Raw genomic sequence first — 19,844 nt, forward strand, 5'->3', positions numbered from 1 at the left:
CGCTTATGTTTTTGCTATTCCCAGTATTTCTCCCCCTTCTTCATTTTCTCCAGGGTAGTTTCGTAGTTTTTCTTTTCGTCGCCGCTGGCTTTGTTCAGGGCTTTTTCCTCCCATGCGAGGGCGTCTTCTTTTTTGCCGGCTTTATACAACAGGTTGGCGTAAGTGTCCATGAACGCAGGTACTTCGTTGTCTTTGAATGAGCGTTTGCTCCATTCCAGGGCCTGTTCTATACATTGCATGTCGTTGCATTTTTCGAAGATGGTCCATGCATATTCGTTTAATGCCTGGGGATCAGCTTTGTGGCCATATTTTTTCATATAGGCAACAATGTTAGCCACCGCATTATCCGCATCTTTTACATAGCTGAAGTATTGCACTTTGGTTTTCAGGAGTAATTCTTCCGCGAAGGCAGGATATTTTTTTGTCAGGCTGCTTTCAAGGGTAGCCCAGTCGGGTTTGCTGCCATCTTTCTTCATCAGCTGCGGATATACTTCTTCCTGTGCTACAATGCCCATTACTTTTTCTTCTGCCTTACCGGGTCCCAGTACTTTATTTACTTTATCGGCATGGTGCAGGAACATATCAAACCCTACATCTTTGCTGCTGTTGGTAAATTTAGTGATGAAGCTGAGGTTTACAGGAGTGTAAAGATCTTTCTGCTGAGCAAGATATTCTTTGGAAATGATGGACGCATTTTCCTGGTCATATTTGTTCAATGCCAGCAATGCCATCTGGCGAAGGAAGGCGGTATCTTTCTTTCCTTTTTTATAAAGATCCAGCTGTGTGTAATATTGTGTGGCCGGGTTCAAGGAAGCAGCGCATCTTTCAATGAACTGATCTGCTTCGGCGCCGCCTATCTGGCGGTCAACAATATGCCCGTCGGGTGCAAACACCAGGAAGGTGGGATATGCACGGATGGCGTAGTCTTTCTCAATTTGTTTGGCGGCAGCATACCAGCTTTTTACTTCTTCATTGTCTTTGTCCGTTTGATCCATCTGTACCTTTACGCTGATGTATTTATCATTCATAAAGCTGCCTACTTTTTCCTGCGGGAAAATATTGGCCGACATAAACTTGCAGGGACCACACCAGGTAGTGAAACAGTCCATGAAGATGTATTTGTTTTCAGCTTTGGCTTTGGCCTGCACATCGGCCCAGCTGCTGCCATGCTCGAAATGAATGCCTTTGTCCTGCGCTGCCGCCAGTAGTGGCAACAGGAAGGCGAGGAGGAGTAGTTTTTTCATAATGCTGTTTATTGGTTTTGATTTGTAGGCCACTAATTTAACGCAGTTCAGGAAGAAAACCGGGAGTGAAGCCAATTAATTTGACAGGATAAGTTGGGGTAAAGTCATTAGCCGGCGGCGTTTGCACCAAAAAGTCATCCGGCAGGACGACTTTTTTGGTGCAAAATTGTATTACCCCGGTGGATGTTATTTGAGGAAAAAAGATGGTTTCCGTCCATGTATGCCCAATATGGTAAAGATTTGACATTCAATTGCAAAATTTCGTACTTATCTTTAGCACATTCGTACCTTTTTCTGAGTTCGGTTAAATTATACTAACTTGTTGTAGCTAAAAATATTAGCCATGCCGGTAAAACATTTTGTACAGCCGATAGACCTGACACATCCGAAGCAACTGCAACGCCTGGTCGAGAACAGGCGGGTTTATAACCTGAATAATTGTGAACTGAATATATTTGAAAGTTATCAGCAGGATTACCGGGTGCCGCTTACTTTTGGAGATTTTGTCATTACAAGCATGGTGCAGGGCAAAAAGATCATGCATCTTTTCGATCAGCCTTCCTTTGAATATCAGCCGGGAGAAACCGTAATTGTACCGGCCAACGAAACAATGGTGATTGATTTCCCCGAAGCCTCGGCAGAAAATCCTACACAGTGTATTGCCCTTTCGGTGGATGAAACCTATATCCGCAGCACCCTGCAATATCTCAACGAATATTATAACGGCGAGTACACCGACAAAAATGACTGGCGCCTGCAATTCAACCAGTACCATTTTAATAATGATGTGGACCTTACAGACCTGATCAATAAATTAATCCGTATCTGCAGCAGCTCCGACCTGTCCAGGGATATTTACGCCGATCTTAATATGAAGGAACTGCTGATCCGTATCCTGCAGAGTCAGCACCTGCAGCTGATCGCAGATGAAATGGATACCAACAGCAACAACAGCCGGCTCCATTTTGTGCTGCATTATATCAATGAACATCTCACAGAAAACATCTCTATAGATACGCTTTGCCGGAAGGCTTACCTGAGCCGCAATATCTTTTTCAAGTGGTTTAAAGACCAGTTCGGCATTACTCCCCTTCAGTATATTAACAGGGAAAGACTAAAGCTGGCAAAGCAGCTGCTGGCCGACCGCAACAACAGCGTGGGCCAGGTAAGTATGCTTTGCGGTTTTAATGATACCAACTATTTCATCCGCCTCTTCAGAAGCGCGGAAGGCATTACTCCCGGCACCTATCAGCTGATCTGCACCCGATGATATTTCCCATTTTTATGTAAAGGGTTCTCCGTGCCCACTGCCATCTGTTTAAATAAATGCGGAGGGAACCACTCCCTCCGCTGAAAAATATTAGTAGAAAACCGGCGGCGGATTCAGCGTAAGGTTCTGCCGCTGATGCCAGTAAGGATAAATGGTAGGGACTTCACTTGCCGTATCCAGCTTTTTAAGCTGGTCGGTGGTCAGATTCCAGCCGGTGGCGCCGAGGTTTTGGATCAATTGCTCTTCATTACGCGCACCGATAATAATGCTGGATACAGTAGGACGCTGCAGCAGCCAGTTCAGCGAGATCTGTGCCACCGTTTTGCCCGTTTCAGCGGCTATTTCATCGAGTGCATCAATGATGTTGTAAAAAACTTCCTCATTTACCACAGCCTCCGGTACAGGACTGCCTCCCTGTGCTATGCGGCCGTTCTGCGGCGGCGGACTGTTACGGCGGTATTTACCTCCCAGTCTGCCTGCTGCCAGTGGCGACCATACAATGGCGCCCACTTGCTGGTCAAGGCCCAGCGGCATCAGCTCCCATTCGTATTCGCGGTTGGCAAGTGAATAATACACCTGGTGCGCCACATAACGGTTCCACCCATACTTTTCTGCGATGGACTGCGATTTCATCAGGTGCCAGCCGGAGAAGTTGGACGCGGCAATGTAACGTACCTTGCCGCTTTGCACAAGGTCGTCCAGCGTACGCATGGTTTCTTCCACAGGCGTGTTACCGTCAAATCCATGCATGTGGTAAATATCGATATAGTCGGTTTGCAGCCGCTTCAAACTTCCTTCTATCTGCCGCAGTAAATGAAACCGCGATGAACCCTGGTTATTGGGACCCTTTCCAAAAGTGAAGGTGGCTTTGGTGGAGATCAGCAGCTGATCCCTCTTGCCGGCAATGGCTTTGCCCAGGATCTCTTCCGAAAGCCCATCGGAGTAAATGTCGGCGGTGTCGAAAAGGTTTACGCCTGCATCAAGACAAAGATTCACCATGCGGGTGGCTTCATCCGCCAGTGTGCTGCCCCAGGCTTTGAAAAAATCATTACCGCCGCCAAAAGTGGCAGTGCCGAAACTCAGCACCGGTACCTGTAAACCGGATGCGCCTAATTGTCTGTATTCCATCAGATAAGTTTTATTACGGTTGTTATGAAAGTGTAAATATCGGGGAAAAGCAGCAGGACTGATTTGTATATTCAGAGTATAAAATTGTATTTTTATGAGATAAGGAAGTCACCAGGTGAGTCCCTCCTCTTTCCACAACCGCTTGCTGGAATAGTACTCAAATAAAAATTTGCTGCTTTTAAACTACTTCCTATATTTGCGTAACTGATTACGTAATTTATTACAATATGGAATTCTTCAACAAAACAGGCAAGGTAGCGCTCGGAAGCAGATTACGCATGCTCACAGAAAAGATCACAGAAGATGCCGCACAGATCTACCAGTTGTATAACATCGAAATGCAGCCGAAATGGTTCCCGGTATTCTATGTACTATCCGTAGGAGAAGAAAAAACAATCACCGCCATCGCAAAAGAAATTGGCCATTCCCACCCGTCGGTAAGTAAAATTATCGGCGAAATGGGGAAGAAGGGACTGGTAGTGGAAAAGAAAGACAAAACAGATGGCCGGCGTAATATGGTAAGCCTCACCAAAAAAGGACTTGAAATTACCGTCAAAATACAGGACCAGCTCACAGATGTAAACACCGCGATAGAAGCCATTTCCGCCCAAACCACGCACGACCTGTGGAAGGCAATGGAAGAATGGGAATACCTGCTGGAACAGCAATCCTTACTCAGTCGCGTAGTGGAAGCGCATAAAAAAAGAGAAGCGGAAAACGTGACCATAGTGGACTATCGGCCTAAATATAAAGCCGCCTTCAAAGCACTGAATGAAGAATGGATTGCCAGGTGGTTTAAACTGGAAGCGGCAGACCATAAATCACTCGATCACCCGGAAGAAAATATCCTTAAAAAAGGCGGACATATTTTTGTGGCGCTTTATAACGATGAACCTGTAGGGGTTTGTGCATTAGTAAAAATGGACGACCCGGACTACGATTACGAACTGGCTAAAATGGCGGTATCTCCCAAAGCCCAGGGAAAAAGCATTGGATTTTTATTAGGACAGGCTATCATCGCAAAAGCAACATCACTCGGAGCGAGGAATATTTACCTCGAAAGTAATACCATCCTGAAACCGGCCATCAGCCTGTATAATAAGCTGGGCTTTAAAAAGATAGCCGGCAGAGCTACTCCATATGAACGTTGCAATATCCAGATGGAACTGATATTGCCGGTTTGATTTAACGGGCAGATGATTGGAGTTTATAAAAATGGAAATGTATATTAGAGCTTCGGATGCATGCTCTAACCATCATTCCACGTTATAAAAAAATTTTAAAAACTCTGATCATGATATCACCCGACTCCCTGGAACAGGAAGCCTTAGAAACCGCTAAAAATTCCAATTCATCTGCCGCGTCCTTACCCGCAAAATTCACGGAGAATAAATATGTCATCACCCTCATATTCGTTACCTCCCTGTTCATGTGCTGGGGGATCGCATTAACAATGGGTGATGTACTGAATAAACATTTCCAGAATGTACTCGGATTATCCAAATCCCAGTCCGGCCTCGTACAGTTTTCTATCTTCGGCGCCTACGCGCTGATGGGTATCCCGGCAGGATTGTTTATTAAAAAGATGGGATATAAAAACGGTGTGCTACTTGGGCTCACACTCTATGCCCTGGGCGCCTTCCTGTTTGTGCCCGCCGCCAATGCAGCCTCGTTTGGTATTTTCCGCGTAGCCCTCTTTGTGCTGGCTTGTGGAATGGCCACACTGGAAACCGTGGCGCATCCGTTCATGGCTGCTTTGGGCGATCAGCGCACCAGTGATCAGCGTATCAATTTTGCACAGTCGTTTAACGCGGTAGGCGCTATAGTAGGACCAACGCTTGGTTCCTATTTTCTCCTCAGCGCAGGACATAATGCCGGCGAAGAATTACTGTCTGTAAAACAATTATACATCTATATCGGCGCAGTTATCGCAGCCATTGCTATTGCATTTGCTATGGTGAAGGTACCGGCGTTGACAGATCCGCATGATGGGCCCGCAGATGCAGGCGGCGTGACAGGCGTACGCAAAAAATTATTCCAGCAGAAGCATTTTGTATTTGCAGTCGTCGCACAGTTCTTTAATGTAGCCGCACAGGCAGGCACCTGGGCCTTCTTCATCAACTACGGACATGAAGTGATGCGGTTCTCTGATCAGAAAGCGGGTTACTTTATGACAGTGTTTATGGGCATGATGCTGGCCGGAAGATTTGCAGGCACTGCACTGATGCGTTATATCGCACCTAACAAACTGCTCGCCGCTTTTGCACTTGGCAACATCCTCATGTGCATCCTCGCGGCGCAGGGCTGGGGCTGGACTTCCTTCATCGCCCTGCTGATGATCAACTTCTTTTTCAGTATCATGTATCCTACTATTTTCAGTCTTGGTTTAAAAGACCTGGGACCGCAAACACAACAGGCTTCCTCTTTCATCGTAATGGGAATGTTTGGAGGGGCCATTTTTCCATTCATCATGGGCCGTATCGCAGATACCAATATCGCTACAGCCTACTACCTGCCCATTGTATGCTACATCGTTATTTTCCTGTTTGGTTATAAATTATATAAACTCAGATAATGGGTATCCGTTACCGTTATACATTACTCGGGCTGCTGTTACTTGGCAGCCCTGCTTTTGTAATAAATACTATCTCTGTCCAACCAACAATACCAGCATATACGCAGCGATGGCCGGCCGGAGGGCCCCTTCAAACTGCTGAATGGCGCCGATACCCTGCACGGACCTGCCGCTATGGGCGGATAAAATGAAGCAGTGCGGAGGTCACGAAAACAGTATCATGCAATCACCACATGTAGATCATCTCTCCGGAAAAATAAGATACCTGCGGGTAACAATACTCAGCGGTATACCCGGGCTATGGGAGTTTAAAGTATATTGATAAATGCGGGGCTCCATATAAGCGCCACCTTTTTATTCCCCGAATTCTGCTAAACAATGGCATGTCATTGGGTGTTAAATCTCTGGACCAAAACCGGTTGGCGATGTTCCGTAAACCTGAATATATGGTCACCCGTTTGCTGGCAGCCGCAGGTGTTGCAGTAAATGGCCCTCATTCCTGGGATATAACAGTTTATGATCCTTCCTTTTACGCGAACGTATTGGGCCGGGGCTCATTAGGACTGGGAGAATCCTACATGCAGGGATGCTGGGACAGCCTGCAGCTCGATGAGTTTTTCCACCGGGTATTGCGCGCGGGTATCGACAGCCAACTACCTGAAAGCATTGGTTTTAAAACAGATGTCTTGCTGGCGCGTCTGCTCAATTTCCAGTCGCGGACAAGAGCGTATCACAACAGCCATAGTCACTATGATACCGGCAACGACCTGTTTGAGGCGATGCTCGACAAAAGAATGACATACACCTGCGCCTTCTGGGAAAATGCCGCTACGCTTGATCAGGCGCAGGAAGATAAGCTGGACCTTACCTGCCGCAAATTAAACCTGCAGCCAGGTATGCAGGTGCTCGACATTGGCTGCGGCTGGGGAAGCTTTGCAAAATTTGCTGCAGAAAAATACGGGGTGCAGGTAACCGGTATTACTATTTCCACCGAACAGGCGGAGTTGGCGCGGGAACGCTGCAAAGGCTGGCCTGTGGAAATCAGGCTGGCAGATTACCGCACACTGAATGAACAGTATGATGCCATCGTATCACTGGGTATGTTTGAACACGTGGGGTATAAAAATTACCGGTGCTATATGCAGGTGGTGCATCGCTGCCTGAAAGAAAAAGGGCTGTTTCTCCTGCACACCATTGGTGGCAACAGCGCCCGCGCCTTTACCGACCGGTGGCTGAATAAATATATCTTCCCCGGCGCCATGATCCCAACCATACAGTTGATAGGGAAATACATAGAAGGATTGTTTGTGATGGAACATTGGCAGAATTTCAGTGTTGACTACGACAAAACTTTAATGGCCTGGTACAGTAATATCTCCAGAAATTATGATCAGCTGAAAGCAAAATATGATAATACCTTTTTCCGCATGTGGAAATATTACCTGTTGTCCTGCGCAGGTTCTTTCCGCGCAAGACAAAGCCAGCTATGGCAGGTAGTGTTGTCTAAAAATGGTGTGCCGGGCGGTTATCACATTAGCAAACCAGCCTGATTGTTATTCCGCTTTCATATAATCAAACGCTCCCTTTCTCAGGTTAATATTATACTCGAGGTAAGCCTTCAAACAGGCAAGAAAATTAGCCCAGCCTTCTGTATTTCCCTTCAGCCACTTAATTCCTTCTTCATTATTTTCCATACTGCCTTCGGTAATCTTCACCAGGGTGGCGTTTCCAAATCTTTCGGAAAACAGGATGTCTACCTGCAGCTGATGATCTTTAGCGCCTTCCCATTGAAAGGAGATGAGTGCATCCTTCTTTACCTGTAATACCTGCACCGGAACAATCACATCAAACTCCGGGAATTTCCAGATCACCTGCTTTCCTTCTTCCATTGGTCCCGATCCGTTGGCAATAAAATAGTTGGACATCTTTTTAGGATCAATAACAGCATCAAAAACTTCGGAGATGGGCTTGGAGATCTGTATCGTTGCAGTTGTTTGTAATGGCGCCATAAAATACAGTTTTGAGTGAACCGAATGAATGATAAATATACAAAAAAAGAGGCCGCCAGGGGCCTCTTCTCTCATTATCTGTAACAAGTGCCGGTTAATAATTCAATTGCTGGAATACGGCAATATCTTCAATGCTCAGGCGGCCATTCAGAATATCTACGCCATTGGTGGCGCCTAAGCCGAGCTTGCAAATACGGAAGCGTACAGGCCCCTTGATATCCATTAAAAAAGTGGCGGTTTTTGCCGACGGCCCGGCATCTTTGATGTTATTACCAATCACAGTCCAGCTTGCTCCCTGGTTGGTGGAATACTGTAAATTCCAGGTACTGCTGGCATCTGTATAGTACGAGCCATACGACAACGTTACTTTGGAGGCGCCATTGGGCAAATCATAGTTCATCTGCACATACGCGGGCTTAGCCAGGTTTTGCTGCATACGGATACATTGTTTACCGGTTGGATTAAACCGGTCACGGTCTTTGGTAGTGGCCAGTATGGCCTGGTCCAGCAGCCATAAACCTGTTTTCAGGTTCACGGTTGCGGCGGCATAACTGCCCTTCGCTGATGCATCCGGCGATTCAAAATCTTCCGGGTAACCATTGTATAACGGACCGCTGGCATTGCTTACATCACTACTGTTACGCAGGTATAACTGTTTAACAACGGCTGCGCCGTTGCCGCTGTTATACAACGGTATGCCGGTAAAGGTAGCACTGGCGGGCATTTTATCGCTCGCAAAGGTGGCGCTGGTTTCGGTATGCAATACAATGGAAGAATCCAGTCCGTCGTACAATAACTTATCCCCGGCATACACATCGGTAGGGACAGGTAATTGTTTAAAGTCGGCGTTTACCTTTACCAGTGTGCCTTCATAGCTGGCAAAGTTAGCAGAGAGATCGGAAAGAGAAGTGGATTTTACCACTATCTTAACGCCCTTCTTTAACAGCGTAATTTTATCAGTTCCAATGCCTGTAAGCTGAAGCGAGCCTTTATTGCTCAACAGCGTACTACCGATAACGTTAACAGCCACGGAATCGCCTGCACTCACCGGTGCAGCAGCATTCCCGCTCAGCGCAATAGTAATGCCCCGCATATTTCCCCTGCCGATATCCTGTATCACAAAATTGCCCGCCGGCAGGTTATGGGAGCTGGTATCAGAAATCACCACACCGGTGATCCGCTCTGCACCCATCAGCTCACCGGTGGTAAGTTGTAAGGCTGCTCCGCGGTAGGTGCTGCGCAATACTTCCACGGAAGCCACCGGGCTTGGGGTGCCATGTGCATAGTCAATATCTTTTTTTAAACAACCACCCAGGGCCAGGCATGCTAACAATGCCGCCGCGGGAAAATGTATATGTTTCATTCGTTGTTATATTTATCTGCTTAAAAAATCAGTTCTTGTTCCACCACACTTTTATGTTCAGATCATCACCACCCATCGCTTCTACCGCTTTCTGGTAGTTGGTGCGGTTCAGCGACTGCACATATACCGGGTATTTGAAGCGGGAAGGCATTTCACCGTTATTCCGCAGGCCGGGACCTTTGGGCAGCACGGGATGGCCGGTACGACGGTATTCATGCCACTGCTGAAAATCAGTAAAGAAGAGGGCATAATATTTCTGCAGCATAATCATCTCCATCTTGTTGTCGTCTGTGAGCGCATTATTCCATTTGATGCCTTCTTTATCAAGATAACCTGCCGGCATAGCCACACCCCATAGCGTAATACCAGCTTCCACACCTTTATCGTAATAGATTTTAGGATCTGTGGAGATATAACCCTTCATCGCCGCTTCTGCCAGTATAAACTGTATTTCTGCGTAGTTGATGATGTTACCCAGCAACGGTTCATTTTTCAAAGCAGCCAGGTAATAGGACTGGCGTACCGGGATATCGCCGGGTGCATAACCGCTCGGTATACCTTCATAGGTACCGTTAACGGTGGAGGCCCATTTGGCAATACGCGGATCACCCCATTCTTTCAGGTTGTTGATGAAAAAAGTAGACAGGCCATTGTCGCCGTTAAAGTCAAAGTCGCGGTAAGAATTGAAGGCCGAAGTATACGGCGGCACCGTCGTAAACCGCAGTATCGCCGACTCATCGTTGTTGCTGAAGATGGGGTAATTGGCGGCATTGGTTTCTACGATCTCTTTGATTTTGGCGGCTGCATTCATGTCCGTTTTACCGGATACGCGCAATAACAAACGCAGGTAGAGCGAGTTGCCGAATTTTCTCCATTTAGCCGGATCGCCATTGTACAGCGGGTCCATCGGCTTGTCGTCGGCATTCACTGCCTGGCCGGCGGCCAGCAATGTATTGGCATCTTCCAGTTTACGGAACAGGTCTGTATAGATATCTTTCTGCGGATCAAATTTAGGCTGATAGATAGTATCGCGTCCGCGGTTGGCTTCTGTGTAAGGCACATCGCCAAACATATCGGTGAGCAGCGAGATGGTCCATACATCCATTATCTCACCAATACCCATATACGTAGATGACTTGATCACCTGTCCGCCTTTATACATATCCAGGAAGTTGGTGCGCTCCTGGTACCAGTTGTTCCACATGTTATCGGATTCACCCGGGCGGATCACATAACGGTGAATTTCATCCGAGTTGGTAGTGGTAACGTGGTCCTGCATCAGCTCATTGGTGAGGCGCAGGGCACGTGTCTGGTTATTGTTCACCACATTATACAAAGCAGGCGCCAGCAAGGTTTCAGGTGTTGCCACCGGCGCTGTATTGGGATTGTCGTTGATTTTTATGAAGTCTTTTTTACAGGCAGCAGTGCTTATACTGATGACTGCAAGAAGAGAAAAAGTATTGATCCGGATATTTTTCATGATGCATCTTTTTGCGGTGAAATATTAGAATGAAGCAGTAAGGTTAATCCCAAAGCTCCGGGTGGAGGGGAACTGACCGATTTCAAAACCGGCGCTGATATCTCCATCTCCCAGGGTACCAAATTCGGGATCAAACGATGGCCAGTTGGTAATTACCAGCAGGTCGCGTCCGTAAATACCAATGGTGCCTTTGGAGAAGCCTATCTTCCGCAGGAAAGAAGGTGTCAGTGAGTAATCGAACCGCGCTTCCCGCAATTTGATAAAGTCGGTGCTGAAAAGATTTGATTCAATATTATCACGCTTGAAATGCTCTGAATAATAGGTTTGAATATTAGCTGCTACTACATCGTTGGGGCGATAGGTACCATCTTTGCTTACCTGTACGCCGTCGCCAATAATACCGTTGTAACGGCCGGGGATCGTCTTTTTCAGCTTGCCTTCTTCTGCCAGCACGGAGTGCGTGAGGGAATAGGCTTTACCACCGGTTTGACCGTCAAACAAAAAGCTGAAGCGGAATTGTTTGTACTGGAAAGTATTGTTGATGCTGGCCTTCCAGTCGGGGTTAGTATTTCCCAGGTATTGAGCCGTTTCTGTCAGCAATGGGTACCCCTGCGAACTATAGATGATCTGACCATCCGGGGAGCGTTGGTAGCCCAGTCCGTAGATATCGCCCATACGGCCGCCGGGACGGGCTTCAATGGAGCCACGGCCCGCAGGTCCGGTAGACATCACAAACGTTTCAATACCATCCGGCAGAGAGCTGATACGGCTGCGGTTAGCTGCAAATGTACCGGTGGCAATCCATGTAAGCCCGTTGGCCTTTTTTACAGGAGTACCGTTGGCTTCAATTTCAATACCCTTGTTAATAACCGTACCCGCGTTCACGATAGTACCCTTAAAGCCGGTGGCTTTATCCAATGGCGCCTGGATGATCTGGTTATTGGTATTGTTCTGATACAGGGTAACGCCAAAGCCTATACGGTTTCTGAAGAAACTGGCATCCACACCGGCTTCTACACTGATGGTTTTCATTGGCTTCAGATCCGGGTTGGCAATGTAGTCCGGGTTGGAAAGGCCACTCAGGAACAATTCCTTCAGGTAACCAAAACGGGTAAAGTAAGGCGTGGTGCCGCCACTGCCTACACCGGAAACGGATGTACGAAGTTTCAGCAGGGAAATGGCTGCGGGCAACTTCAACATATCCGACAGGATGGCGGAGGCATTTACAGAAGGATAGAAGAAAGAAGTATTATCGGTAGATGTTTCCGATGCCAGCGTACTGCTCCAGTCGTTGCGCGCCGTGATATCCAGGAACAGGTAGTTATTATAACTGAACTGTGCCAGGCCATAGAAGCTGTTTACAGCATATTGAGAACTGTAGGGAAGCGTAATCAGCGTGTTCTTACTATTGGCAAAATTATATACGCCCGGGTATCTCAGCTTATCCGCGCGCACTTCATCACGGTTGTAAAAGTTGCGCATCTGGCTGCCGCCTACGGATACGGTAGCGTTAAATTTACTGCCCAGCGTACGGTTGTAACGTAACAGGAAATCACTGTTCAGCTCACGGGAATAAATGTTCTGCGTTCTGTACATCCCGTCTATAAATTTCTGTGTGTTTTTCGGCCGTTGCTGGGAGCGGCTTTCGGTGCTGTAATCCAGAGAGGTACGCACCATCAGGCTGAGATCTTTTGTGAAATTATAGGTGGCGGAAACATTCCCTATCACACCATTGCGGTTCACTTTATTGAGCATTTCATACGCCTGCAGGTAAGGGTTGTCGAGTAAACTGCTGAAGGGCCGGTTCTGCGCCAGCTGCTCCTGTCCGGGTAGCCAGTATTCCTTGAACCAGTCGAGGTTGGCATTAGGCACCATTCCCCGGATAAAATACATGATGGTTTGGTTATTGTAACCGGAAGAAGGCAGGTTATCGCTTTTTTTGTTGGTGTAATTCACCTTTGTAGAAATCTGCAGTTTATCAGATACTTTATGATTTACGGATAGCGCTACGGTGTTCCTGTTATAACCGGTATTGGGTACAATCCAGTTGTTATTAAGATTGGTATAGGATAAACGGATATTGGTTTTATCATTGCCGCCTTCCAGCGTTACGCTGTTGGTAAATGTTTTGGCGGTTTCAAAGAAATCTTTACGGTTGTTTTTATAAGGTACCCACGGTGTTCTTTCTGTGCCGCCGGTATGTGTAACCGGGTTGTATTGATAGTACATTTGTCCGTTGAACTTTGGTCCCCAGGCGGAGCTGGTGCTGCGGGTGCTGCTGCCGTCAGCGGTGGCGCCGTAGGAATACCAGGTATCCTGACCGGAAGCGCCCTGGCCGTATTCATACTGGTAATCGGGCCAGCGGTTAATGGTTTCAAAGGTAGCATTGGAATTAACGGTAACGCCTAAACCCTTTTTAATTTTACCGGTTTTAGTGGTAATGATGATAGCGCCGTTGGCGCCGCGTGCGCCGTACAATGCTGCTGCACCCGGCCCTTTCAGTACCGACACGCTTTCAATATCATCGGGGTTAATATCATTCAGGCTGGTACCGAAATCGGTGGGAGAGTCGCTGTCCAGGTACGACCCGCTGCCGTTGCCCGTTTGCTTACCACTGCTGCCATTGATGATCACGCCATCGACTACAATCAGCGCTTCGCTGCTGCCGGTGATCGTGTTTTCACCACGCAGGATAATTTTGGTAGAACCAGCCGGTCCGCCATTGGATTTCAGCATATTCAAACCGGCTACTTTACCGGTGAGGGCATTGGTCCAGTTATTACTCATGGCATCTGTGAGCTGTTCATTGCTCACTTTGCTCACAGCATAACCCAGCGCTTTTTCATCGCGTTTAATGCCCAGTGCCGTTACCACTACGCCTTCCAGCTGGGTAACATTCTGCTGCATATTAACTTTGAGGTTAGTGGCGTTGCCGGCTACAGGGAGTGTATAAGGATCAAGACCGATAGCCCGGAAAACTACTTTACTGCCGGTGGGGGCCTTCAGGTCGAAAATACCATCTTCCGCCGTCACTGCTACCATCCTGCCGTTTACGCAGATGCTCACGCCGGGTAAGGCGCCGTCGTTGCCGGCGCCCATTACCACGCCTTTTACGGTGACGGTTTCTGCTGCGGTAGTATTTTTATTTTTTATGTAGATGTTATTATTTTGCCACTTTACTTCCAGCCCGGTTTGTGCTTCGATGAGCGACAGCAGCTTTTCGAGCGGCACATTTTCTTCCGGCAGCTGTAATGGGTGTGGTGCCGCCAGGATGTTGTCGTCATACATCACAGCGATCTTTTCTTTTTGCTGTAGTGTGGTGATCAGCTCCTTCAGGGAGATGTTTTTCCTGTTTAACCGGATCATACGGGTGGCCGTTTGTGCCCAGAGAGAACCGGTTAGTAACAGGCAGCAAAGTCCGCCAATAATTTTTTTCATATTGGTTGTTTATTTTTTGTGATTGCGTTTTAAAGAAAGAATGATACTGTCTGCCGTAATTTTATATTCTACGCCGGCCAGGAAGCTTAAACCTTCCAGTACAGGCTGAATGCCATTGTCCTGTACACTACCGGTAAAGGATACACGATGTGGTGTTCCACGGATAATCACATCGCGGTTATACCATTGCGATAGTTTGCGTGCGATGCCGGGCAGATCATCGTTTTCAAATACCAGCAGGTTATCTCTCACCCCGGTAATATGATCCAGCGAGGTGCTGTCGCTCAGCAACGTATGCGTTACGGGGTCATATTTAATCCGCTGCATCGGCAGCAGGTTGATGTTGAGTTGCGCTGCCTGCACATTGATCTTCCCGGTGGCCACGGCGATTTCCTGCATTTCATGTGCGCGTGCATGGATGCTGAAAGAGGTGCCAAGTACGGTTACGGTAGTTTGATGGGTGCTGATGCGGAAAGGCTTATCCGGACTGCCGTTCACATTAAAGAAGGCGGCTCCGTTCAGGATCACCTGCCTGTTGGAGCTATTAAAGGCGTGTGCATCATACTCCAGGGAAGAGTTGTATTGCAGCCACACCCGGGTGCCGTCGGGCAGCGTGATCACCTGTTTGTTTTTACCGGTGGTCGCTAATTTTACCGGTTGCGTGGCAGGCGTATGTTGGTGCTGCCATAACCAGCCTATACCCATAGCCACTGTTACCAACGCTGCGGCCGCACTATACAGCCACCACGGGCGGATATTTTTTACACCGGGCATTTCTTCATTCATCGCAGCCTGTACCTGTTCCCAGTGCTTGTCTGCAGTTTGCTGATCAGCAGCGCCTTCCAGCTGTTGCTTTCGTTTTACCAAAGCCACCAGGATGTCGCGGTTCCTTTCCGATTGCTGCAGCCAGGCAGTTACCATCTCCCGTTCTGCGGCATCTGATAACTCATAGATATAGCGGAATAATATTTTTTCGTTCAATGTGGACCCTTTATTACAGAGGAGGCGGCGGCCCGGGGAAATTCCTGTGAATGTGTGTTAAGGAATTATTAACAAGGGAAAATGCAGGCTGGGTATGTCTTTTAGGGAGATGTGATTATGCAGGCAGCATCAGTATCAGGGTACCTATCATCAAACCTGCTTCGCAATCGTGTACCGTTAACCGCCGGGTTTTAATTGCTGCCTGTAATAAGCGGATCGCGGCATTCAGCTGGTACTCTACTTTTTTGGGTGTGATGTGTAAGATATGCGCTATCTCTTTATTGGTGAGTCCCAGCAGTTTCAGGTCTATAATTTCCTTCTTTACCGCATCCAGCAGGGATAACAGCTGATGCAGCTTTTCCCTGGATTCCTTCCCTGCCAGGGCGGCATCGGGCGTATGTGTGGAGAGCGCCTGATCCAGGTGATCGTCGCTGATAGTGAAGGTACGTTGTAATTTATCGGCGTGTTTTTTACAGCTTCGCCGGGCGGCTACCAGCAGGTAATTCTTCATACTGGTATTAACCCGGATGCCTGCACGCTGCCGCCACAGGTTGGCAAACAGTTCAGCCGCGATATCCCGTGCCGCTTCATAATCGCCCGTAAATGAATAGCAATAGCGGCTCACCAATACAAAATACTCATCATACAGCACCTTAAAGGTTTGCTGATCCCATGCCGCGCCATTTATTACAGATACCGGTTCCATATAAGGCCGCAAAACTAGAAAAGCTCCTTTTGAATTACGAAGGAACAGCGGGAAATTAATATAAACTTCACATAGCAGGCAGCCCGTTTTTCCACGTCTTCCCCGGCACATGTCCCGCTGCGCCGGGCTATCCCATTTGTGCTATTTCCCCCCGTCCCAAAATCCAATCTGCCCAAATGGGGGCTTTTTCGTAATATTAGTTTGTCCAATTTAGCTTTTTGGATAATCTTCAATATCAGATAACATTATTATCCTATATAATATAACTCTGAGTTTTGTCTGTAGAATCAGGTGCACAGGAATATTAGCAAATAGATTGTTGCATCCGCACTGAATAACCATTACTACGCCTAAATATTAGTTATCAATCTTTTATTCACTTTAAAAATTAACATTTATGTCAGATGCTTTAACTTCCTGCGTCACTATCCCGGGACAGTCTAAGATTAATTCCTGTTATCAGGATACTCAGAATGATACCTTGAAGTGGGTACAAAAATTTGATATTGCCCCAAAATTTAAACCCCTCAGTTGGTACTCCAAAGCCCGTTTCGGGTTCCAGGCAGCCAGGGAATACCCTGATGCCACCTATGCACAGGTAAGTCTCGCCGGAGATTTGTTATCCTGGCTGTTCACAGTAGACGACAGCTGCGACCGCGGTTCCTCCGACGCAGTAACCGCATTGGAAATGAGACGTCAGCTGGAAATATTCATCTCCATCCTCGATGATAAACATATCAGGGACGACAATAGCCTCAGTATCGCCCTGAAAGATATCCTGCGGCGTTTCAGCGACATCAGCAGTCCTTTTTTATACCGCAAATATTGCATGCATATGACCGACTATCTTAATGAATGTTTCTTTGAGATCGACATGCAGATCGATGGACTCATGCCCTCTATCGACCGGTATTACAAGGAAAGGCCCTACACCGGGTTTTATATCATGTTTCCGCTGGTGGCCATTTTTGAAAAACTGAACCTGCCGGATGAAGTGTATGACCACAGCAGCATCCAGGAAATAGAGCTTGTCTTAAACCTGCTCGGCTGCCTTTCCAATGATTTGCATTCGATTGTCCGCGAAGCAAAACTGGAGAAGCCAGGTTTTAACCTGATCTTTATTGCACAAAAGGAACTGGATCTGGCCAGGGAAGAGGCAGTGCAGTATGTGATCAATGAACACAGGGCACACCTGCTCCGGTTTGAACAGCTCCGTAAGGAACTTCCTTATTGGGGTAAGTCTGTTAATATGCAGGTGGACCGCTACATACAGGGCTTATATACCATCGTGAGAGGCTATGATGACTGGGCGGTAATTGATACCGGTCGTTACGAAAATATATGATGAGGTAAATACTTTGCTAATTCAAGGTGTAAGTCGCTGATGAAAACCGGTTTCGTTATGAAACCGCAGGCGCCTGTCGCCAGCATCTCATCTTTCAAAAAGGCATCTCCTGAAATGATCAGTACGGGGGTGCCTTTTAATTCAGGATCATTTTTTACGTATTGCAACAGATCCCTGCCATTAAAGCCGGGCATATTCAGATCCGAAATGATCAGGTTGGGTTTTTCTGTATGGATCACATCAATCACAGATGCATGCTCCTTGCATAATACCGGGTCTATCCCCATTTCTTTCAGGAACTTTATCAGCAATTCAGCACTCAGCAGGTCGTCTTCTATGATCACCACTTTTCCTCCCATAAAGCAACCCTTCATAAATTTAGGAGGTAGCTGCTGCCTGGTTTTTCCCACACCCGCTTCATAAGGAATATTAAAGGTAATGGTAGTGGTAAAAGGAGAGGAGGGATCAACGGGGTCCAATGCAATTTGTCCGCCGAAAAGGCCGATCAGGTGTTTGGTAATAGACAAACCCAACCCCGTTCCTTCAAACTGCTCCCGCTTTGATACAAACCGGTCGAACATCTTCGTGGCAATGTCCGGATCTACCACTCCCTGGTTCTTTACTTTAAAAATGATCTGGTCTGCTTCTTTTGTACAGCTGAGGTAGATCATTGAATTACCACTGGCAAACTTCACCGCATTGGACAGGATATTATTCAGGATCTTGGTTAACAGCAGACTGTCACTGCTGACCGGTTCACCCAGCTGCCTGTCGAACTGCAGGTCAATTTTTATTCCCCTGGATGCCGCCAGGTAACTGTTAACCGCTATACAATGGGATACGCAATCCTTTAAATTTATGGCTTCCTTCATCACGGGATAAAAATTCCCGGACTCAATCCTCGACATTTCCAGCACATGATTAATGATGTTACGGGCCAGGTAACAGGAGGCAAACAACTGGTTAATTTCCTTTCTTTCTGCAACCGAATATTTGGACTTCCGCAATTCAAACAGCTGGCCAATAGAGAAAATTGCATTCATCGGCGTCCGGATCTCGTGAAATACCTCCCGCAAAAAAATGCTTTTCTTTTCAGATGCCTCCCGGAGTTTCTGGGCCGATGCAAGCAAACTTCTGATCTGCGCCACATAAGACATCATCACACACAATATAAATACCAGCAGCGCAATAGTGGTAGACCACTTCATGGTTAACGATACATCAGGCGAAAGCTGTATCGGCTGGATAAAGTTATAATGGGCATTGGCTACCATCCACGCGGCAAATACCACGGTTGCTGCTATACAAGCCAACAGGGCGCCGCTTCTTTTGTACAGAAAAAAAGCAGAACTTAAATGGAATATGATGATGGTGTTGAATGCCAGCAGTAACTCCAGGGAAATGCTTGATCCCAGTACGGTGGACCAGTACGCAATAAAAATGGCATTCGTGCTCAGCATGAGTAAGTTTGCATTAAAATATTGCCTTACCTGGTTTAACCGGATAACGGTAAAAAAACTAAGCGTTTCCAGTGGAATACCGATTAAAAAAAACACCGAATTCTTAAGAAAATAAAAATAGCAGCCAATGCCGATAACCAGGGCACTTAATACAATGGCCATCGCATTGATAATAATAACCGGACGTTTTTCTTCCGCTTTTTCAAAATGCTGGGTTCCGGCAAAAATAGGTTTGATGAGTGTTGTTGTAATGGCCGCAGTTGTAGGATAGTTACCAGTTCTCATGTAATAATTATTTAGAGGATTAGGCAAGTTCGGGCTGTAAAATGATCATAGTTAATTTGCTTTAGCGTCATCCAATCCCGCTACCCGCAGAAATACCGGTACGGAATCGGGATACGCATTCAGGCATGGTCTGCAGGTTCTTCGAATCATATCAGGCATGTAGATTTTCATTGGGTTCAGGTAAATCTAACGAGATATGCATCGGAATGAGTTAATTGAATGTTAATATAAGCATATTTTTTTTCAAAAAAAGAATATTACATAAAATAAAATATAAATATGTTAGGCGTGCACCCCAACTTTTATATTGATGTTTTTGGAATACTGGTACAGCATGGCCGTCGATAACGCATCGTTGCTCCGGCACTCCACACAAACAGCCCCAGAGGCCTCCCATAGTTTTAAAAAACATTCACCGGCAAATTTCCGGTAAGGCTTCACTACATAAAACTCAAAAATAGCATCCCGGTCGCTGCGGTTATTTTGACCCCATACCGCCCCATAGCCTACAGCTGTCCCATCCAGCATGAACAGGTAAGTATCTGCCCAGCCATAGGCAT

Annotated in this window: 15 protein-coding genes; 5 read left to right on the forward strand and 10 right to left on the reverse strand. The window is 46.9% G+C overall.

What is annotated here, in order from left to right; translation table 11 throughout:
• Window positions 1-14 precede the first annotated feature (14 nt).
• A complete protein-coding gene (locus tag ACMXI2_RS08650) occupies window positions 15-1,244 on the reverse strand; it encodes a thioredoxin family protein (protein ID WP_483781288.1) in 1,230 nt (409 codons plus the stop codon).
• A 343-nt stretch (window positions 1,245-1,587) separates the two neighbouring features.
• Here ACMXI2_RS08650 and ACMXI2_RS08655 point away from each other — a divergent pair, with 343 nt between their 5' ends.
• Window positions 1,588-2,514, forward strand: a complete 927-nt coding sequence (locus ACMXI2_RS08655) for an AraC family transcriptional regulator (RefSeq protein WP_483781289.1) — start codon at window positions 1,588-1,590, stop codon at window positions 2,512-2,514.
• A 90-nt stretch (window positions 2,515-2,604) separates the two neighbouring features.
• Here ACMXI2_RS08655 and ACMXI2_RS08660 read toward each other — a convergent pair whose 3' ends face one another.
• The gene (locus tag ACMXI2_RS08660) at window positions 2,605-3,642 is read right to left on the reverse strand and encodes an aldo/keto reductase (RefSeq protein WP_483781290.1); all 1,038 of its coding nucleotides are present in this window, start codon (window positions 3,640-3,642) and stop codon (window positions 2,605-2,607) included.
• A gap of 227 nt (window positions 3,643-3,869) precedes the next feature.
• On the opposite strand from ACMXI2_RS08660, the gene ACMXI2_RS08665 reads away from it, so the two are divergent.
• From ACMXI2_RS08665 to cfa, 3 genes are all read left to right on the forward strand, one after another.
• Complete coding sequence (locus tag ACMXI2_RS08665; RefSeq protein ID WP_483781291.1) at window positions 3,870-4,826, forward strand: bifunctional helix-turn-helix transcriptional regulator/GNAT family N-acetyltransferase; 957 nt, start codon at window positions 3,870-3,872, stop codon at window positions 4,824-4,826.
• Between the two features lie 110 nt (window positions 4,827-4,936).
• Window positions 4,937-6,217: an L-fucose:H+ symporter permease gene (gene fucP, locus ACMXI2_RS08670; RefSeq protein ID WP_483781292.1), complete on the forward strand. Its 1,281-nt coding sequence runs from the start codon at window positions 4,937-4,939 to the stop codon at window positions 6,215-6,217.
• A gap of 425 nt (window positions 6,218-6,642) precedes the next feature.
• On the forward strand, window positions 6,643-7,767 hold the full coding sequence (gene cfa, locus ACMXI2_RS08675) for a cyclopropane fatty acyl phospholipid synthase (protein ID WP_483781293.1): 1,125 nt from the start codon (window positions 6,643-6,645) through the stop codon (window positions 7,765-7,767).
• Window positions 7,768-7,770: 3 nt separating this feature from the next.
• On the opposite strand, the gene ACMXI2_RS08680 is transcribed toward cfa, so the two are convergent.
• The 6 genes from ACMXI2_RS08680 to ACMXI2_RS08705 all read right to left on the reverse strand — a co-directional run bounded on the left by ACMXI2_RS08680 (window position 7,771) and on the right by ACMXI2_RS08705 (window position 16,194).
• On the reverse strand, window positions 7,771-8,226 hold the full coding sequence (locus ACMXI2_RS08680) for an SRPBCC domain-containing protein (RefSeq protein ID WP_483781294.1): 456 nt from the start codon (window positions 8,224-8,226) through the stop codon (window positions 7,771-7,773).
• Between the two features lie 94 nt (window positions 8,227-8,320).
• The gene (locus ACMXI2_RS08685; RefSeq protein ID WP_483781295.1) at window positions 8,321-9,589 is read right to left on the reverse strand and encodes a DUF5689 domain-containing protein; all 1,269 of its coding nucleotides are present in this window, start codon (window positions 9,587-9,589) and stop codon (window positions 8,321-8,323) included.
• A gap of 28 nt (window positions 9,590-9,617) precedes the next feature.
• Window positions 9,618-11,069: a SusD/RagB family nutrient-binding outer membrane lipoprotein gene (locus ACMXI2_RS08690; protein ID WP_483781296.1), complete on the reverse strand. Its 1,452-nt coding sequence runs from the start codon at window positions 11,067-11,069 to the stop codon at window positions 9,618-9,620.
• Between the two features lie 24 nt (window positions 11,070-11,093).
• Window positions 11,094-14,507, reverse strand: a complete 3,414-nt coding sequence (locus tag ACMXI2_RS08695; protein WP_483781297.1) for a SusC/RagA family TonB-linked outer membrane protein — start codon at window positions 14,505-14,507, stop codon at window positions 11,094-11,096.
• A 9-nt stretch (window positions 14,508-14,516) separates the two neighbouring features.
• On the reverse strand, window positions 14,517-15,488 hold the full coding sequence (locus ACMXI2_RS08700; protein WP_483781298.1) for a FecR family protein: 972 nt from the start codon (window positions 15,486-15,488) through the stop codon (window positions 14,517-14,519).
• Between the two features lie 115 nt (window positions 15,489-15,603).
• Window positions 15,604-16,194, reverse strand: a complete 591-nt coding sequence (locus tag ACMXI2_RS08705) for an RNA polymerase sigma factor (protein ID WP_483781299.1) — start codon at window positions 16,192-16,194, stop codon at window positions 15,604-15,606.
• A 397-nt stretch (window positions 16,195-16,591) separates the two neighbouring features.
• Between ACMXI2_RS08705 and ACMXI2_RS08710 the strand changes: the two genes are divergently transcribed.
• Window positions 16,592-17,539, forward strand: a complete 948-nt coding sequence (locus tag ACMXI2_RS08710; RefSeq protein WP_483781300.1) for a terpene synthase family protein — start codon at window positions 16,592-16,594, stop codon at window positions 17,537-17,539.
• Here ACMXI2_RS08710 and ACMXI2_RS08715 read toward each other — a convergent pair.
• Together ACMXI2_RS08715 and ACMXI2_RS08720 are read right to left on the reverse strand one after the other, a co-directional pair.
• Complete coding sequence (locus ACMXI2_RS08715) at window positions 17,524-19,284, reverse strand: hybrid sensor histidine kinase/response regulator (protein ID WP_483781301.1); 1,761 nt, start codon at window positions 19,282-19,284, stop codon at window positions 17,524-17,526. The two genes, ACMXI2_RS08710 and ACMXI2_RS08715, sit on opposite strands and share 16 nt — an antisense overlap.
• A 282-nt stretch (window positions 19,285-19,566) precedes the next feature.
• Window positions 19,567-19,812, reverse strand: a complete 246-nt coding sequence (locus ACMXI2_RS08720; protein ID WP_483781302.1) for a hypothetical protein — start codon at window positions 19,810-19,812, stop codon at window positions 19,567-19,569.
• Window positions 19,813-19,844: the final 32 nt, after the last annotated feature.

Source organism: Chitinophaga sp. G7 BAM 1005, from assembly GCF_057126945.1.

Coding starts and splice junctions, on each gene's coding strand:
- ACMXI2_RS08650 (WP_483781288.1), bottom strand. CDS start 1,244: ATGAAAAAACTACTCCTCCTCGCCTTCCTGTTGCCACTACTGGCGGCA.
- ACMXI2_RS08655 (WP_483781289.1), top strand. CDS start 1,588: ATGCCGGTAAAACATTTTGTACAGCCGATAGACCTGACACATCCGAAG.
- ACMXI2_RS08660 (WP_483781290.1), bottom strand. CDS start 3,642: ATGGAATACAGACAATTAGGCGCATCCGGTTTACAGGTACCGGTGCTG.
- ACMXI2_RS08665 (WP_483781291.1), top strand. CDS start 3,870: ATGGAATTCTTCAACAAAACAGGCAAGGTAGCGCTCGGAAGCAGATTA.
- fucP (WP_483781292.1), top strand. CDS start 4,937: ATGATATCACCCGACTCCCTGGAACAGGAAGCCTTAGAAACCGCTAAA.
- cfa (WP_483781293.1), top strand. CDS start 6,643: ATGTTCCGTAAACCTGAATATATGGTCACCCGTTTGCTGGCAGCCGCA.
- ACMXI2_RS08680 (WP_483781294.1), bottom strand. CDS start 8,226: ATGGCGCCATTACAAACAACTGCAACGATACAGATCTCCAAGCCCATC.
- ACMXI2_RS08685 (WP_483781295.1), bottom strand. CDS start 9,589: ATGAAACATATACATTTTCCCGCGGCGGCATTGTTAGCATGCCTGGCC.
- ACMXI2_RS08690 (WP_483781296.1), bottom strand. CDS start 11,069: ATGAAAAATATCCGGATCAATACTTTTTCTCTTCTTGCAGTCATCAGT.
- ACMXI2_RS08695 (WP_483781297.1), bottom strand. CDS start 14,507: ATGAAAAAAATTATTGGCGGACTTTGCTGCCTGTTACTAACCGGTTCT.
- ACMXI2_RS08705 (WP_483781299.1), bottom strand. CDS start 16,194: ATGGAACCGGTATCTGTAATAAATGGCGCGGCATGGGATCAGCAAACC.
- ACMXI2_RS08710 (WP_483781300.1), top strand. CDS start 16,592: ATGTCAGATGCTTTAACTTCCTGCGTCACTATCCCGGGACAGTCTAAG.
- ACMXI2_RS08715 (WP_483781301.1), bottom strand. CDS start 19,284: ATGAGAACTGGTAACTATCCTACAACTGCGGCCATTACAACAACACTC.
- ACMXI2_RS08720 (WP_483781302.1), bottom strand. CDS start 19,812: ATGCTGGATGGGACAGCTGTAGGCTATGGGGCGGTATGGGGTCAAAAT.